The 16,535-nt window shown below is 52.6% G+C and carries 13 protein-coding genes; 6 read left to right on the top strand and 7 right to left on the bottom strand.

All coding sequences use genetic code 11. From position 1 onward, the window contains the following. Positions 1-18: 18 nt before the first annotated feature. Positions 19-2,313: a TonB-dependent receptor gene (locus ACYVIY_RS07470; protein WP_460975677.1), complete on the bottom strand. Its 2,295-nt coding sequence runs from the start codon at positions 2,311-2,313 to the stop codon at positions 19-21. 314 nt (positions 2,314-2,627) lie between these two features. On the opposite strand from ACYVIY_RS07470, the gene ACYVIY_RS07465 reads away from it, so the two are divergent. The 6 genes from ACYVIY_RS07465 (at position 2,628) to ACYVIY_RS07440 (ending at position 7,607) form a co-directional block, all read left to right on the top strand. Next, positions 2,628-3,599, top strand: coding sequence for a quinone oxidoreductase family protein (locus ACYVIY_RS07465; RefSeq protein WP_460975676.1), 972 nt, complete (start codon positions 2,628-2,630; stop codon positions 3,597-3,599). Positions 3,600-3,609: 10 nt separating this feature from the next. Further along, positions 3,610-3,960, top strand: a complete 351-nt coding sequence (locus tag ACYVIY_RS07460) for a Spx/MgsR family RNA polymerase-binding regulatory protein (protein WP_460975675.1) — start codon at positions 3,610-3,612, stop codon at positions 3,958-3,960. Between the two features lie 149 nt (positions 3,961-4,109). Next, entirely contained in the window at positions 4,110-5,015 is a 906-nt protein-coding gene (locus ACYVIY_RS07455) for a Nif3-like dinuclear metal center hexameric protein (RefSeq protein ID WP_460975674.1), read from the top strand. 324 nt (positions 5,016-5,339) lie between these two features. Beyond that, positions 5,340-6,260 (top strand): EamA family transporter, encoded by a 921-nt coding sequence (locus ACYVIY_RS07450; RefSeq protein ID WP_460975673.1) that lies wholly within the window; start codon positions 5,340-5,342, stop codon positions 6,258-6,260. A gap of 92 nt (positions 6,261-6,352) precedes the next feature. Then, positions 6,353-6,961 carry a DJ-1/PfpI family protein gene (locus tag ACYVIY_RS07445; RefSeq protein WP_460975672.1) on the top strand — a complete coding sequence of 203 codons (609 nt, stop codon included), beginning with the start codon at positions 6,353-6,355 and terminating at the stop codon, positions 6,959-6,961. Between the two features lie 67 nt (positions 6,962-7,028). Next, entirely contained in the window at positions 7,029-7,607 is a 579-nt protein-coding gene (locus ACYVIY_RS07440) for an RNA 2'-phosphotransferase (protein WP_460975671.1), read from the top strand. A gap of 132 nt (positions 7,608-7,739) precedes the next feature. Here ACYVIY_RS07440 and ACYVIY_RS07435 read toward each other — a convergent pair whose 3' ends face one another. The 6 genes from ACYVIY_RS07435 to ACYVIY_RS07410 all read right to left on the bottom strand — a co-directional run bounded on the left by ACYVIY_RS07435 (position 7,740) and on the right by ACYVIY_RS07410 (position 16,466). Continuing rightward, positions 7,740-8,759, bottom strand: a complete 1,020-nt coding sequence (locus ACYVIY_RS07435; RefSeq protein ID WP_460975670.1) for a patatin-like phospholipase family protein — start codon at positions 8,757-8,759, stop codon at positions 7,740-7,742. A gap of 11 nt (positions 8,760-8,770) precedes the next feature. Beyond that, positions 8,771-9,280 (bottom strand): hypothetical protein, encoded by a 510-nt coding sequence (locus tag ACYVIY_RS07430; RefSeq protein WP_460975669.1) that lies wholly within the window; start codon positions 9,278-9,280, stop codon positions 8,771-8,773. A 100-nt stretch (positions 9,281-9,380) separates the two neighbouring features. Then, the gene (locus tag ACYVIY_RS07425; RefSeq protein WP_460975668.1) at positions 9,381-10,145 is read right to left on the bottom strand and encodes an SDR family NAD(P)-dependent oxidoreductase; all 765 of its coding nucleotides are present in this window, start codon (positions 10,143-10,145) and stop codon (positions 9,381-9,383) included. A 79-nt stretch (positions 10,146-10,224) separates the two neighbouring features. After that, complete coding sequence (locus tag ACYVIY_RS07420) at positions 10,225-11,931, bottom strand: IlvD/Edd family dehydratase (protein ID WP_460975667.1); 1,707 nt, start codon at positions 11,929-11,931, stop codon at positions 10,225-10,227. 153 nt (positions 11,932-12,084) lie between these two features. Then, the gene (locus tag ACYVIY_RS07415) at positions 12,085-15,423 is read right to left on the bottom strand and encodes a UTP--glucose-1-phosphate uridylyltransferase (protein WP_460975666.1); all 3,339 of its coding nucleotides are present in this window, start codon (positions 15,421-15,423) and stop codon (positions 12,085-12,087) included. Positions 15,424-15,506: 83 nt separating this feature from the next. Continuing rightward, positions 15,507-16,466: a UTP--glucose-1-phosphate uridylyltransferase gene (locus tag ACYVIY_RS07410; RefSeq protein WP_460975665.1), complete on the bottom strand. Its 960-nt coding sequence runs from the start codon at positions 16,464-16,466 to the stop codon at positions 15,507-15,509. Between the last annotated feature and the right edge of the window lie 69 nt (positions 16,467-16,535).

Here is a 16,535-nt window from a genome sequence, read left to right as displayed (position 1 = left end):
GTCACCCCCGACATCAACCTACCAGAACAGTGTGTAACTCAGACGGGCGAAAAACGGGGTTCCGGGGGTAAAATGAATTTCTTCTACTGGGCTTGTTTCGTTCTGCAAACGGCTTTCTGTAGCAAACTGGGTTTCTTTCCAGCGGGTGTTCAGCAGATTCTGGACCGATACCCCAAAGGCGTGGCTACGACGAGCGTAGTTGAGTTGTAGGTCCGTCACGAAATACCCCTGGGCCACGATTGAATTATCTTCGTTGGCGGGTCGATTGGCCATGTACCGATACCGTAATGAGCCATTGAAACCAGAGTGCGTTTGCAGCGACAGCCCGCCCGTCGATGTAAAGACCGGCGCCAGCGGCAGGTAGTTTTGTCCGGCTTCCACGCCCAAAGCCCGTGGGCGAGCGGTGTTCAGGTCGAGGTCGGCGTAGAGGTGCCGGGTGAGTTGATACCGCGCCGATACGTCAATGCCCATTCGGCGCGACCGGCCGCTGGGTTCCACAATTCCTTCATCGCCCACGTAGACAAACTCCTGCTCCAGCCATAAGTACCAGGCAGCCGCATTGATCAACAGCTTAGGAACCGGCTTAACAATAATGCCCAGGTCAGAGCCATATGCACCCGGTAGAATCTCTCGACCATTCTGCGGCACCACAACCCGCGTATCGTTCGAGTGAAAGCCGCGCCCCGTGTTCAGATACAGTTGGAGCCTGGAGTTTGCGGTATAATAGAGGTTCAGTTTAGGCGAAAGAATGCCTTGCGTGGCCGAGCGGGTGGTGACCGGAGTCTGGAGTAGATCTTCGTACTGACTGCGGAAGAAGTCGTAGCGCAATCCGGCGTTGACCGTAAACCGGTCCGAGAGCTGGGCCACTTCATCGACGTACAGAGCCGCGTTCAGTTCGTTGATGTTACCGTACTGCACCCGGCTCAGCGTTTCAACCCGGTTTCTGGTGTATGACAATTCCGATGGTACGTCGCCACGCCCACCGGTGAGGTCTTGCCGGTACTGAGCGCCGATTGTAGTGGTCCATTGGCTGCGACCGATCTGCGACTGCATAGCGTAGCTGCCATTGTACCCAAACAGATTACGTCGTTCGCGCTGCCGGATCTGGTCACCGCTTACCGAGTCGCGCAGGAAAAACGTGAAGTTCGAATAGAGTTCAAAGTTGTAGTTGCTGTAAAACAACTGATTTTTCAGCGTGTGATTACGCGATGTAATCGTCACCAGCTGGGCGTTAAGGTTGGTCCGGCCCGTTTCACCGCCTTCGGTCGGGTCGATAGCCCCAAAGAAGCCAATCAACCCCTGGGCTATCGCCCGATCGGGAATCTGACCCGAGTGATTCCATTTGCTCCAGAAGGTTGACGCGGTCAGCGTTACGTTCGTATTGGGCGAAAGGTGACTGTGGTATTTGCCCTGTACGTTGAACCGCTTGAAGTGCTGCGGATTATCGAAATACGAATCGCTGTACGAATACTCCGAAGCGATGTAGGCCGACTGGCTGCGGTTACGGGCAGTAGTATCCCGCTTGAACAAGCCATTTGGCCCCAGCAGATTCAGTCCCGTAACAGCCCGAACGGTGTTGTACTGACCCACTTCTACTTTAGCAAACGACCGGTCGAGGGCCGTCCGCGTGCGGAAATTGGCCCAGCCAGCCGTGGCAAAATTACCCTTGTCGGCCCGGTACGGTCCTTTGCTGAAATCAACGCCTTCGACCAGTTCGGGAATGACAAAATGCAGATCAGCATACCCCTGCCCGTGGGCGTGCGACACCATGTTGACCGGCATATCATCCACTGTCAGCCGAATGTCAGTGCCATGATCGAGGTCGAAGCCCCGCAGAAAAATCTGTTCCGCTTTGCCACCACCCGCATGCTGACCGATAAACAGGCCCGGCACCAGCCGTAGAATCTCCTGCGAATTGGTGACCGGACGTAACCGAATGTCTACGCTGCTGATTAACTGCTGGTCATGGGCCTTCAGCGCGGACACGGTCACGGAATTCAGCGTAACGGGGGCGGTTATCAGCCGGGTTTGGATGTATGTTGTCTGATCGTCAATGATCGTTACGTCCTGCACGAAAGGCGCGTAACCGACATGCGAAAATTCAATTTTATAAGGCGAAGCCACCAGCCCGTCGAAGCGATACCGGCCTAGCTCATCCGTTAATGTGGCCTTGCCGCCCCCAACCAACTGCACCGTTACCCCGCGCAGCGGAAGGCGCGTATCGGCGTCGATTACCGAGCCGGTGAGTGTACCTAAATGGGCATAAACAACCTGAGAAAAGAACAGAAAAAGAAGTACTAGTCGTAGACGCATACACACGCGGAAAGAAGTAGGCAAGCCGGGCAGAATGGGTTCAGGAAAAGAAAATCCGTTAGCCAGCGGCTTCCGCAAAGTTAGGAACAAAGCCAACAGGGCCAAAATTAACAACGCATAGTACCCCTGATCGGCTACTTACTTCGCTACGACACGAGCCAGGCGATTAACCAGCGTTTCGCAGTTGTTGACTTACAGCTTTTAACCTTACGGATCCGTGACTTTTTGGCGCATACGTAAACTCACCCGCAAGATCCGGTGTTGGCGGTAATGAATTACAACCACTATCGAACATCCTTACCACCAGGCAGACGATGAAAGCCGCTGTATTATACCAATTAGGTACCCTCCCCGTATACGAAGACTTCGCTGATCCAACTCCGCAAAACGCTGACCAGTTAGTCATGAACGTAAAGGCCGCATCCATTAAAAATCTGGATAAAGCACGTGCCAGCGGCAAGCACTACGCCAGCTACTCCTCCCTACCGGCAGTCGTAGGCTTCGACGGAGTGGGCGTACTGGACGATGGAACCCGGGTTTATGCGCAGGGATTAACCGGAACGATCGCCGAAAAAGCGATAATCGCCAGCAAGGGCTATGTTAAATTGCCCGAGACGCTTGACGACGTAACGGCTGCGGCCCTGCCGAATGCAGTGATGGGCGCAGCACTGGCCCTTCGTTTTCGGGCCAACATACAGGACAAGGCGGTTGTGCTGATCAACGGAGCGACGGGCGTTACCGGCATGGTAGCCGTTCAACTGGCCAAACACTACGGCGCGTCAAAAGTAATCGCCACGGGTCGAAACCAGGCGTTACTGGAAAATTTAAAAACGCTGGGTGCTGATGAGCTAATCTCGCTCCGCCAGGATGATGACGCCTTCATGAAGCAACTTAGAGCGATCCACGCCGATACACCAATCGACATTGTAATCGATTACCTGTGGGGACATCCCATCTCGCTAATCATCAATACATTGAAAGAAGGCGGGATTACTGCGGTTGCGCATCCCATCCGGATTGTTGCCGTGGGCAGCATGGCGGGTGAACACATCGACGTAGCGTCGGGCACTTTACGCAGTTCGGCCATAGAATTGCTGGGGTCTGGATTGGGTAATATTTCTAAGCAACAAATGCACGAATACACGACCGATATACTTCCCGACATGTTTCAGCTTGCTGCCGACGGTAAGCTCGTTATTGATACCGAACTAACTACTTTGTCGGCTATCGAAACGGCCTGGCAGCAGGATGTCGCTCCGGGCAAACGACTGGTTGTTTCTATTTAACGCTCATTGTATGTATACCTTATACGCAATTCCGAACTGTAATACCGTCAAGAAAGCCCGCACCTGGTTAGCCGAGCGTGGTATTACGTATCAATTTCACGATTACAAAAAGCAAGGCATCGACCGCACCGTCATCGAGCGTTGGCTGACACAGAAAAGCTGGGATGAATTAGTCAATAAAGCCGGACTAACCTGGAAGAAGCTGCCTGACTCGGAAAAACCGCTGGACAACGAAGCCGCCATTACGTTCATGATCGATAAACCCTCGGCCATCCGCCGACCGCTGATCGAGTCGAACGGGCAGATCATCGCCCTCGGTTTTAAGCCGGACGAATACGATCGAGTTTTCGGGCAGCAATAGGGTCAATCCGAAGCGATTTCCGATTCCGCTTATCAGTAGGCTCCTATAGGTATTGGCATTGCTTCGGACTGCCAATACCTATAGGAGCCCGAAAGTAAGGAAACCCTTATAAACGCTTTAGCTTATAGCCTCGCAACTGCTATACAACCATGCACAACGACCAGGGAAGACGACAATTCTTAGCCAATCTGACCCAAGTTCTGGGTACGTCCATGCTCATTGATGCTCCGCTGCTCGCTTCAGCAGAACCGCTACACCAAACCGCCACCATGACGGTTGGTCAGGTGATGGACCTGATTTTGAAAACGATTCCGGGCGCGCCCTTTCCCAAGACGGTTGATACGTTGAAATCGGGGAGCCGATCGCAGCCGGTGACCGGCATTGTATCGACCATGTTTGCCACGGCCGACGTGATCGAAAAAGCCGCGGCTGCCGGTGCTAACTTTATCATCGCCCACGAGCCTACTTTTTACAATCACCTCGACGAAACCGACTGGCTCAGCGATGATGAAGTTTTGCGGCACAAGCAGGAGTTACTGAAAAAACACGGCATTGCGGTCTGGCGGTTTCACGACTACTGGCACTCGCACCGTCCCGACGGCATCTGGACCGGTATGCTGTCGCAATTGGGCTGGGACAAATACGCCAAAGCCGATACGTCGCACCTGCTAACGATGCCCGCAACGCCCCTTCATCAGCTCATCGGCCACGTAAAGGAGAAGTTAGCCATTAAAACGGTACGTCTGGTTGGCGATCGAAATCAGGTATGTCAGCGCGTTCTCCTGTTGCCGGGCGCGTCGGGTGGCCGCAACCAGATAACGGCTATCTCGAAGGCAAAACCCGATGTTGTTTTCTGCGGAGAATCCAGTGAATGGGAAACGCCCGAATACATTCGCGACGCCCGCAGCCGGGGGCAAACGATTTCCCTGGTAATCCTGGGCCACATTATGAGCGAAGCCGCGGGTATGGAGTGGCTCGTGACCTGGCTGAAACCTCAGGTACCGGTCATCAACGTCACGTACATTCCCTCCGGCAATCCGTTTACGTACGAGTGATCGTAAGCCAGTTTGGTTGCTACAATGTGAGTTTACACAGTTGACGCTGTTTAAAATTCAGGATAGCACATTTTTGTCACTCCGACCAAAGGAGGAATCTTCTGTAGCTAGTATAATACCAGTGCGAGTAGATTCCTCCTTTGGTCGGAATGATAAAAATTTCAAATCAAATTTTGAATTGCTCTATCGGTTTGCCCACAACTTACATTAATTATATTTTCTTTACGTTTACTAGCAACAATCTTAGAAAAATTAAATTTTTGGCGCGTAACGGATAGAAAGTAAGGCTGTCGTTGTTACAGGTTGAATCGACGTCCTTGTTGTATGCAAGCCATTAGTTCACCCGCCACAACCACTCCCAATCGCGTAACCCTCTGGTCAGCTCTGCTTTCTGTTTATTTTCTGTGGGGCTCTACGTACCTGTTTATTCACTTCATGACCGAGCGGATGCCGCCGTTGTACATGGCTTCCGTTCGGTATTTAATTGCGGGCGGGCTGTTGTACGGCTATGCTCGCTTTACCGGTACGCCCCCTCCTACCCGTACAGAATGGCGTTCGGCTGGTATTATCGGCGTTTTACTTTTGACCATTTCAAACGGCTGTCTAACCCTTGGGCTTCAGTATATTCCAACGGGAACGGCGGCTTTACTGGGCGGCATGTTACCCGTTTTTCTACTTTCGCTTAACTGGGTATCATTCGGTCGGCAACGGCCAACTAACTTGGCACTGGCGGGCCTGGCAGTGGGGTTGATCGGTATCTATTTTTTAATAAAACCGGATAAGATGCAAGGCACGGGCGGTGTCCACGCCAATCTAATCGGGTCGAGCTTAGTTATATTCGGCAACTTCGCCTGGGCAATTGGTACGTTATTGGCTCCCCGTGTGTCACTACCCACAGCCAATATTTCCAGCGGTATTCAGATGATTGTAGGGGGTATGGTCTTGTTTATCATCAGCCTGATCATGGAGCCTGTTACACCCCTGAGCATTTTTGATGCGCCGACCAAAGCCGTCGGGTCAATGTTTTATCTGGTCATTTTTGGCAGCATCATCGGCTTCTCGTCCTACGCCTGGCTCGCCCGGAATGCGTCCCCCCAGTTGCTTTCCACGTACGCGTTTGTCAACCCTGTGGTGGCTATGCTGCTGGGCGTTACGTTCGCCGGGGAGATCTTTTCCAGTCAGTCGCTGGTAGGAGCCGTCATTGCGTTAGTTGGTGTGATTCTCATTACGTTAGGCAGAAAGTGAAGATATTTGTGATGAGCTCACTTTTCCCTCTTAAAGCAGCTGATTGGTTGAAAGAGAAAACAAAGCGGAGCTAGCCATCACTCTCTATCTCTATGCGTACCGTTGCGATTCTGCTGTTCAATGAAATTGAGGTTCTCGACTTTGCCGGGCCATTTGAAGTCTTTGGCGTCGCGGGCCGACGTACTAATAGTCAACCGCCTTTTCAGGTATTTACCGTGGCCGAGCGAGGACCCATTTACGCCCGAAATGGCTTATGTATAACGCCAACATACCTGCTCAACGATCATCCTAAAGCCGATGTCCTGATCATTCCGGGCGGAGGGGGGTATCATTCGGATGGTACGTCCTACGGCTCCCGGCGCGAGATGGATAATCCGACTATTCTGAACTGGGTCCGTCGAACAGCGGAAAATGCCGAGCTGGTCTTGTCGGTTTGCACCGGTGCGTTGATCTTAGCGAAAGCAGGTTTGCTGGATGGCCTATCCGCCACAACTCATTTCCTGGCAGCCGATAGCCTGCAACAGATGTCGCCGTCGACCACGGTTAAGCCCGCCGAACGGTTTGTCGACAACGGCAGGATCATCACCTCAGCGGGGATTTCGGCCGGTATTGACATGTCTTTATACGTAGTGGGAAAGCTGCTGGGCAAGGAAGTCGCCGACGAAACAGCCCGGTACATGCAATATGATTACTGGACGTAACGACCTGTGTTCGGTTTGGTTTATCGAACCGATTTTCATTAATAATCAATGAATTGTACAAGCTGTCATGATTTCTGAGAAAGAAGCTACCTTAATCAGTAAGTTCATAAGTCTGGTGCTACGTCATTCTCCCGAAACAATTGGGATTTCGCTCGACGCAAACGGCTGGGCCAGCACCGCAGAGTTAATCAATCGTATGAATCAGCGTGGTTACGCCATCGACCAGGCGACGCTGGCCTACATTGTAGAAACTAACCCCAAAAAGCGGTTTGCGCTGAATGAGCATCAGACCTTAATCCGAGCTAGTCAAGGCCACTCCGTGACAGTAGAGTTGGGCTATACACCTACTACTCCGCCTGAACATCTATATCACGGCACCAGTGAAAAAAACCTACCGTCAATTTTGGCAACGGGTCTTAATAAACGCGACAGACATCATGTTCATCTAAGCACCGATGCCCAAACGGCGCAAACGGTAGGTAGCCGTCACGGTCGCCCAGTGGTCCTGGAGGTTGACTCTCAAGCTATGCATAAAGATGGATTTTTGTTTTTCATCTCAGCTAATGGCGTCTGGTTAACCGATCATGTTCCCGCACACTACCTCAAGGTAGCGACGACGGTTGATGGTAATACGGCATTGTTATAGAATGACTCATTAGTTGGCGAGTACTACGTTGACTAGTCCTCTGTTCAACAACTTCATTTACCCTTCTAAGATAATGGTGCCGCAACCGAGGCAGCGGCAATACGGCTCCTGAATATAAGTAAACGATTGGCCTTATACGATCGGTGAAGGTAGGCTGGTAAATACTTTCGTTGCCTCTTGGACGCCTTTCTGAAACATCTGCCGCATAGCGACGGGATCAAACGTGAGCCCACCCGGCCCTCCTTCCGTAAGTTTAGCCGCTGGCCGAATCTCAACAATCGTTGTAATCGCCGTTCCGGCAGTTGGATTACTACCCGAGGCAAAGGCCGAGTCAATGGTTGTCTGCGGGACTCCCTGCATCCGCAGTTGGGCTTTTACGGCTTGTAGATATGTATTTGTCTGTTGAATGAGCGTAGCCAGCCGGTAATCGTTGTCGCCGACATCCTCCGAAAACAGATCAATCGTTCGCTCCAACATAGCGGTGGCCGTTCGAAGCATTTGCGGGTCTTCGGGAGTTTTGGCCGGACTGTTCGTAATGGCAATAATGGTTTCGGCTCCGTTATCGATAGCCGCCTGCAAAGGAGTAAGTTCCCGAATGCCCCCGTCGACATACTGCCGCACGGGCACAGCGCCGGGTCGCCACTCCACGGGCTGCATGAATACCGGCTGACACGATGAAGCCAGCATGGCTCTCCGTAGGTCAGTAGCCGTTTGAATCTGATTCACATCATAGGCTGCATTTCTGGATGCGGGCTGCATGGTAAAATAAACCAATCGCTCCGTTTGCAGACAGATTGTCGCCAGAAAAACGGGTTTACCAGAAGCCGTAAGCCGGTTGAAGCGAACATCGGTCAGGTTGGTTTCAATCAGGCGTTTAAGCGGGGTTGCATCGTGCAGCGATACCCCACTAATCAAGTTTCCAATACCCCCCATGTTGAGTACGTCAGCCTGACGAGTAGTAGTGTAAATCTGCTCAAGAAGGGCCATTTCGCCCAGAGCCGCCAACGGCACAATTAATGAACCGGTACTCGTGCCACAGTAAATATCGAATCGGTCGATAGGCTGAACATGCTGGTGAACGAACGACAGGGCACCGACGGCAAAGGCTCCTTTCGAGCCCCCTCCACTGATAATTAAGGCTGTTTTGGCCATGACAATCAAGTTTATAACGGTGGAGGAGTTTTCCTGACCAGATTATACCCAACACTTACCTGAAACCAGGTTGCGGAATGGACCAGATCACGATGCAGCTTGAGCGATACGGTAGCTAAGTCTGAACTGCCAATCCCAATACCACCGCCCAGTAATTGTCGCCCCTTTGTCAACTCAGGAGCCGTCGCCCATAAGAACTCGGCAAGTACGTGCAGATTAAATGAGCTGGCCGACAGGATTGGTTTTCCCTCCAACACCTTAAGTGTCACGCGGGGCCCTGCCAGTACGCCAACGCTGGTAGCGGGATAAAAACCGCCCAGAACAGCGGCTAGCCGAAGTCTTTCCGGTACTATCGTCACCTGCGGAACGGCCTGGAGGGTTAGTAGATATAGCGGTGTACCCGCCGGTTGATTGAAGCCCTGCCCTAACTCGACGGGTAACGAGAACCCTTTGGGAAATTCCTGTGCCACCGCAATACGATGTAGCATACCCAGGATCAATAGCAGTACTATTCGTTGCATGGCTGTCGGTCAAATCCCAATAAAGCTCGTACATAAACACCTCACAGACAAGCGTACAATCACCTGACTTACAACGTATTTATTCGCAAACTGAGCTTAGTTAGACCGGTGGAATACCAACGCTTGTCCAGCCCCCATCAACAATCAGGCTTTGGCCCGTAATGTGACGCGATTGGGGCGACAACAGAAACAAGGCAGCATTGGCGATGTCGTCAACGGTAGCGGGACGCCCCATCGGCGTAATACGCGACCAGATTGGAATGTACGAGGGGTCATCTAAGGTCCGTTCAGTCAACGTAGCACCGGGCGCAATGGCGTTCACCGTAATGCCAACGGGTGAAAAATCAATGACCAACTGCTTGGCCAGCATTTCCAGTCCCGCTTTCGTCATGCTGTAGACGGGCAAGCCGGGGTGCGCCTGATGGCCCACAACCGACGACATAAACAACACACTACCACCCCGTCCCTGCTCCCGCATCTGAAGAGCGACTGTTTGCGCCAGAAAAAAACTGCCCCGCAGGTTCAGGTTGACAATCTTCTCAAAAGCCTCGGGTGTTGTCGTAAAAATATCGCCGAAGATGGTGATGCCCGCGTTGGCAATGGCTATATCTAAGGAGCCGAACTCGCGGACAGCCGTTTGCACCATTCGCTGTATAAACGACACCTCCGATGCATCACCGGGGAACGCCAGGCAACTGCCCCCCTTCTGCCGGATTCCCTCGGCAGCTTTGTGAGCAGCCTCCTCGTCAAAGTCATTCAGCAGAACGTTGGCTCCTTGCTTAGCGAGTGCTTTGGCAATAGCAAACCCAATCCCAATACCCGCTCCCGTAATGATCGCGGTCTGATTAGCAAATTGATGATTCATGTAAAAATCATTTCCGGCTCATATCCTGTTCCGGCTAGCCCGAATTTGTTCTAGGGTAACCGGAACAGGCTATAGAATATTAGTGCGAATCACGCTTTACTTCGCTGCCGGAAGCCCCCCGTAGGAAATCAAAATCGGCGCCTTCGTGTGCCTGCGTTACGTGTCGGATGTACAGATTGACGTAGCCCCGTTCGTAGCCCAGGTCAAGCGGCTTGAAATGAACCAGCCTGCTGGCCAGTTCCTGATCAGAGACGTGCAGATGCAGGCTGCGGTTTTCAACATCGAGCGTGATCAGATCACCGTTTTGGACCAGGGCCAGATTACCCCCTACGGCCGCTTCGGGTGATACGTGCAAAACGACTGTTCCGAAACCCGTACCGCTCATCCGGCCATCCGAAATACGTACCATGTCGTGTACGCCCAGCGCCAGAATTTTGGCAGGCAACTGCATATTTCCCACCTCCGGCATACCTGGATACCCTTTAGGGCCTACGTTTTTCAGAACCAGCACACAGCTTGGGTCTACGTCGAGGTCGGGATCGTCGATACGCGCTTTGTAATCATCAATATTTTCGAATACGACCGCACGTCCGGTATGCTGCATCAGGGCAGGTGTTGCGGCCGATGGTTTAAGTACGGCCCCGTTCGGACACAGGTTACCGCGTAATACGGCTACGCCCGACTCGGGTTTGAACGGGTTGTCGACCGATGCAATCACGGCTGGATCGTAGCATTGGGCTTCCGCGCAGTTTTCGCCGATCGACTGTCCGTTAACGGTTATCGCATCGTTGTGCAGGTATTGGCGCAGTTCACGGATAATGGCCGGTAAGCCACCCGCATAGAACAGATCTTCAACGAAGTGTTCACCCGAAGGCTGTAGATTCGCGAGTAACGGAATTTTGGCCGAAATCCGATCAAAATCATCCAGCGAGAGCTCAACTCCAACCCGTCCGGCGATAGCCGTCAGGTGCAGGATAAAGTTGGTAGAACCACCCAGCGCGGCATTAACTATGATCGCATTTTCGAAGGCTTCCTGAGTTAGAATCTGCGATGGAGTAATGCCTTTTCTGGCTAGCTCTACGGCGCGCATACCGGTTAAATGCGCCAGCACTTTCCGACGCGAATCAGCCGCCGGAATAGTCGCGTTATCCGGCAGGGCTAAACCGAGCGATTCAACCATAGCCGCCATCGTCGAGGCTGTACCCATCACGGCACAGTGTCCCTGACTCCGGGCCATACTGGCTTCAGCCGCGATAAACTCGGCCTGGCTCATCTCACCCATTTTATACGATTCAGCAAACCGCCAGAGGTCGCTCGTACCGATTTTTCGTCCCTGGAAGCGTCCGGCCAGCATCGGCCCTCCCGATACGACCAGCGTTGGCAGGTCAACGCTACAGGCACCCATCACCAGCGAAGGCGTTGTCTTATCGCAGCCGCACATCAGAATAACGGCATCCAGCGAGTTACCGCGAATACTTTCTTCCACATCCATGCTGGCCAGATTCCGGAATAGCATGGCCGTGGGCTTGATCTGGCACTCGCCGAGTGACATTACCGGAAACTCCAGCGGAAAGCCACCCGCTTCCCATACGCCACGCTTGATGGCTTCGGCCAGTTCGCGGAAGTGCGCGTTGCAGGGGGTAAGCTCCGACCAGGTGTTGCAGATACCGATAACCGGTTTGCCTTCGAATTCGTGATGCGGGAAACCCTGGTTTTTCATCCAGGCACGGTATATAAAGCCGTCTTTACCGGTGCGGCCAAACCAATCTTGGGAACGTAGAGGCATTTTATAAACGTTGGCAATTGCCAATAAAAGGGATAAACGTATAGAGAAAAGGCGGTTTCAGCGGCAATCTACCGCTGAAACCGCCTGTATAAATGGACTCTTCGTACTAACAATTTCAGAATACTAAACTTGACAAACAACTGAGACCTGCGCTTATTCGGCAAAGAGGCATAGGGAGGCTGCATGGTCTTTGCTGCCGTCCGTCACCCATGAATCCAGTTGAGCGGGGTCTTTTAACTGCTGCCCACGGTACCGGGGCACTTCAATGTAGCCACACTTTACATCAGACAGTGCCGACATATCGCTCCACAGTTTTTCAATCTGCGCAACCGGGTAAATGTCTTCCTGACCGTGCCCCCAGCGGTATTTTACATCTTTGATGGTTACGTAGGTAGGAATCCGGTGAGCCACGCTACGTACCGCTTTTGCCAGTTGAGCCTCATCTCCCGTTTGCAGATCGTCGCGGGTAAGGCCAAACAGTTGAAGCAGCGGATCAACCTGAATCCAGGTCGTATTCGTGTTGTAATAGCTCAGATTTAGCTCGTCCTCTTCGCGAGGCTGCGCCAGGCCTTCCAATAGGCGTATGGTCCCATTTACGCGGGCTAATCCACCCCCGCGGTCTTCGATACGTCTGGGAACGACCTCGAACGTGAGCACATTCCCCGAGGCAAGATGATGACCCAATGCGGCTGGATTAACATCAGCGCCCAACGTATCGATGTTATGCAACATGATCGTTTCGATCTGCGGATACTCGGCGAGCAGCTTGGCCAGCGTACCATTACGTAACAGGTTCGATACTTCATACCAGTGACCCAGTGGCGAAAACCGTTGAGCCGCGATATTATCGACGTAGTCGGTGCCCTCGCCTTTCGATTTAGCCCACGAAATCATGGTTTGCCGTACGGCATCCCGCACTTTCTGCTTGTTCTCGTCGAGCGTTTCTTGCGGCATTTCTTCCCACATGAACCGTAAATCACGCTCCATTGGTACGAATCGCTGCCCAATCGAACGACCCGGCGACAGCAAAGCTGGCCCTTGATAACCAAAGTTGCTAGTCTGCGCTAGCTTCTTCCGAATTGGCTCGTGAGTCAGGTAACTAGTCGCGACAAGGTGCGGAAGGACGGCTCCGTAACGCTCGGCTACTTTGCGCGTTTTAGCCAAGTGTATCTCCAGAAAGCTCCGATGCACACCATCTATTTCGACAAACGGGTTGATGGCTTTTATTACCCCGGCGCCTTTGGTCCAACGGCTACCCACGCCAGCGGCCAGACTCATCACAGCCACTTTACCCGCTTGAATAGCCGCTTCGCCCAGTTGAACAGATGCCGTTAACGCTTCAAGTTGGGCAATCTCGTTCGGCTGCACATCCTCAATCGACGTTTCGGCAGGCAGGCGGTTGCGCGACAAACCAATACGCCCTTTTTGCAGTTCTTCGCGAATCTCCTCGTGCTGAATGTAATCGAAGCCGTTTTCTTTCTTGATCCGATCCGCTTTTTCGTTTTCGGCGCTCCGGTTGCCCTGTGAGGTGGGGTCGGACACTTTAAACAAATTGCTGACGATGGTCCGCAGCAAGGGATAGGCTTGATTGTTCTGCTCGCAATAGGTAGTGAAATAGTCAATCTCAGCCCGGCGGACATACGGTATCGAAGCCGGATCTTTACGTACCAATTCCGATACGTGAATGCCGTAATACTGTTCTGGCATTAGAGCTTCATTCCCTTCGTGCAGATTGGCCCAGGTGCCTTTTGGATTAATGCTCCAATTGTACACTACCGGCTCCATGGCGAAAGGCAGTGAGTCGGACAGCTCGTTCTTCGTTTTCCGCAGAATGTCCAGCACCTGCATTTTGTAATCCTCGTACTGCGCCGGATTCACGAACATACCCATGCCTCCGCCCGACATACCGCCCAGCATCAGGAAGCCGTAATAATCCTCACCAAACTGTTTTTTGGCTTTGGCAATGATCTGCTCCGTGAAGTAAGTCGATGCCCACGGAATAATGGTTTTGATGGGCCCTTCCCAGTTACGAGCGGTGTTAGCTCCCAACTTTCGGATGTCACCCTCCTGAATAGCCCCCAGAATATTGTCGAAAATCTGATTCGTTTGCTGGCGGGCTACCCATTCGTTATCGCCCCGGAGCAGGTACTTTTCAGTGACCATCTCCAGAATCGGCCCTACGTTGGAGGCCATACCGCCGTGCATCAACACCAGCGAGTTCATGATTTTTTCCTGTATGTCGGGATGCACTGCCTCTCCCTGCAGCACACGGTGACGGGGTAATAACGTACCTCGACTGATGCTGTGCTCTGGATCACCATCCTGGGCGAATGTACCCTGAATGGCTTTAATGCCGGGCCAAACCCCACCGGAATCCTGCCAGCCACCACCCGATCCACCGATCCACTCACCCAGGATGGCCCGCGAAGCTACTAACCGACGTTCGCTTTCGTCGAGACCGCCTTCCAGATTTTGGGTTTGACCCGTTGCCCGCATGAGCAGGCTAATGATCGAACCCAGCAGGTTAGTAGAAACCGCAAAACGCGAGCCCTTCGGAATATCATTTACTTTCGTTACCAGCTCAATGCCCATTCCCGGCGCTACAATCCGGGCCAGTATATCCGCCAGCGACTGGTTCGTGCCTTCGAACGAGGGCGGAATGAGTCCTGAGGCAATCACGCCCGCTTTGACCAGACTTAGGTAGTCGTTACCAAAGTTGAACAGATCGGCCAGGTCGTGTACGTCCTTAGTTGTGTTCAGGTCAACGCTGGTCAGACGCAGCACCGGCTCGGAAATAACTCGAACGTAACAGTGCAAAGGTGGGCGAATGTCTTTGTCGCGACCGAATACACCCAGGTCAATCGAAATGTTGATGACACGAGCTCCCTCCGGGTAGTCCATGCCCAGAAAGAAAATATCCGACCAGCCACTATGCGTTAAGTCCATCCGCACCGAGGTTTGCTCATGCAGGATCGGGTAAAAGAGTGAGCTATCGGATCGTTGGAGCAGCTTTGGATGAATACGAATGGGGTGTTCATCCCGATGCCCAACGCGGAACATCCACTGATTGCCTTTGCTCGACCGAACGCTTTTCCGAACCTGATCGGCCAGAATCTGAAACGACAGATGATGGTAACTATCCGCCAAAGCGCTGAACAACGTAGCGTTCGGGCCGTGTTTGTCCAGATCCTGCAGGAACGTAGCAATGGCCTGCTCAAACCGACGGGCCAGCAAATCTTCGAAGCCCGCGTACGGTATTTTGCCGATAGCCGGTGTTTCGGCAGCCTCCATCAGGAAAAAGCGAAAACCAGCGTATAAGAACAGAGTGGCTCTAACTTTATCGTACAGATTCGGCGTGGACTTCCGAAAATCGTCCAGCTCACGCAGGGCTTTCAGCAGAGTAGGGGCAGATAGATTACGACTTAAGTCAAAAAAGGATCGGTTACGAGCAGCGGGGTCAGTGGACGTAATTGTTTCTATAAAAACATTCATGTTGTTTTGTTTTTTGCTGGGGCAGGGGGCGTAGGGCTTGGGGAATTTCAACTCTATGCCCTACGCCCCCTGCCCCTCGCGGTTTACCCTACCACCTGCGCTTTTCGCGTATTGGCTTCGGCCAACAACTCGACCATCGACGTCAGTGTTTCGTCATGCGCTACCCCCGCCAGGCCGAGTGCCATCTGTGCCCGTAACAGCCCGTTACGTCCGCTTAAGTCGTAACGATTCCCTTTCACTTCCAACGCCAGGTATGTCTCCGTATCGGCCAGTTCCTGTAATGTCGGCGTCAGTGGGGTGTTTGTACTCCCCTGCGCAATGTGTCTCTGTAGAATATCAAAAACGGTAGGCGTCAGTACGTGCATTCCGAAGAAGCAGAGATAATAGCCAACGCGCAGACCTGGTGTCTGGAGTTCAAGCTCGGCTACGCTCAACGACGGTTTCTCAATCAGTTTTTCGATCTGATAAACCCCCGTTCTGTTCGGTACGTGTTTACCCGTCAAGGTACCATAGCGACCGATCTGATGTTCGATGGTCGGGTTGACGGCCGATACAGAGCAGTTTTCCTGAGTGGCCAGCTCAATCAATTGGGCTGCACACCGCTTGTTGATCAGGTTCGATACGTATAAGTAATCGCCCAGCAGCAGCAGGAATGGTTCATTCCCCACAAACTCCCTGGCGCAATACACGGCATGACCGTAGCCCAAAGGCTCGGGTTGCTCGGTAAACTGAACCCGGCTGAGCAGATTATCAATCTTATCGGCCTCTTCTCTGGCCCAGTCAACGCTTTTAAACGATTTAACCAGGTTATCCCGCAGCGACGTAAAGGCATTGATATAACGTTCACCGTCGCCAGGGGCGCCAACGACGCAGATTTCGTCGATGCCGCTCAGAAAAGCTTCTTCAGCAATGGCCTGAATAACGGGTTTGTGCAATCCATCAATATCGATAACCGGCAGCATGGCTTTCTGGATGGTATCGGCTACCGGGTATAATCGTTCTCCGCGGGCAGCTGCGGTAATCACTGCTTTTCTTACTTTCATTTTTAACGTGAATTGGGCCGCCGAATATACTGGTAAATGCGCCCGCAAACCAACCAGACCTTAGCCCCC

The organism is Spirosoma knui, assembly GCF_054780635.1.
The sequence above is the reverse complement of the archived record's forward strand: the minus strand, read 5'-3'. Positions and strand labels throughout refer to the sequence as shown.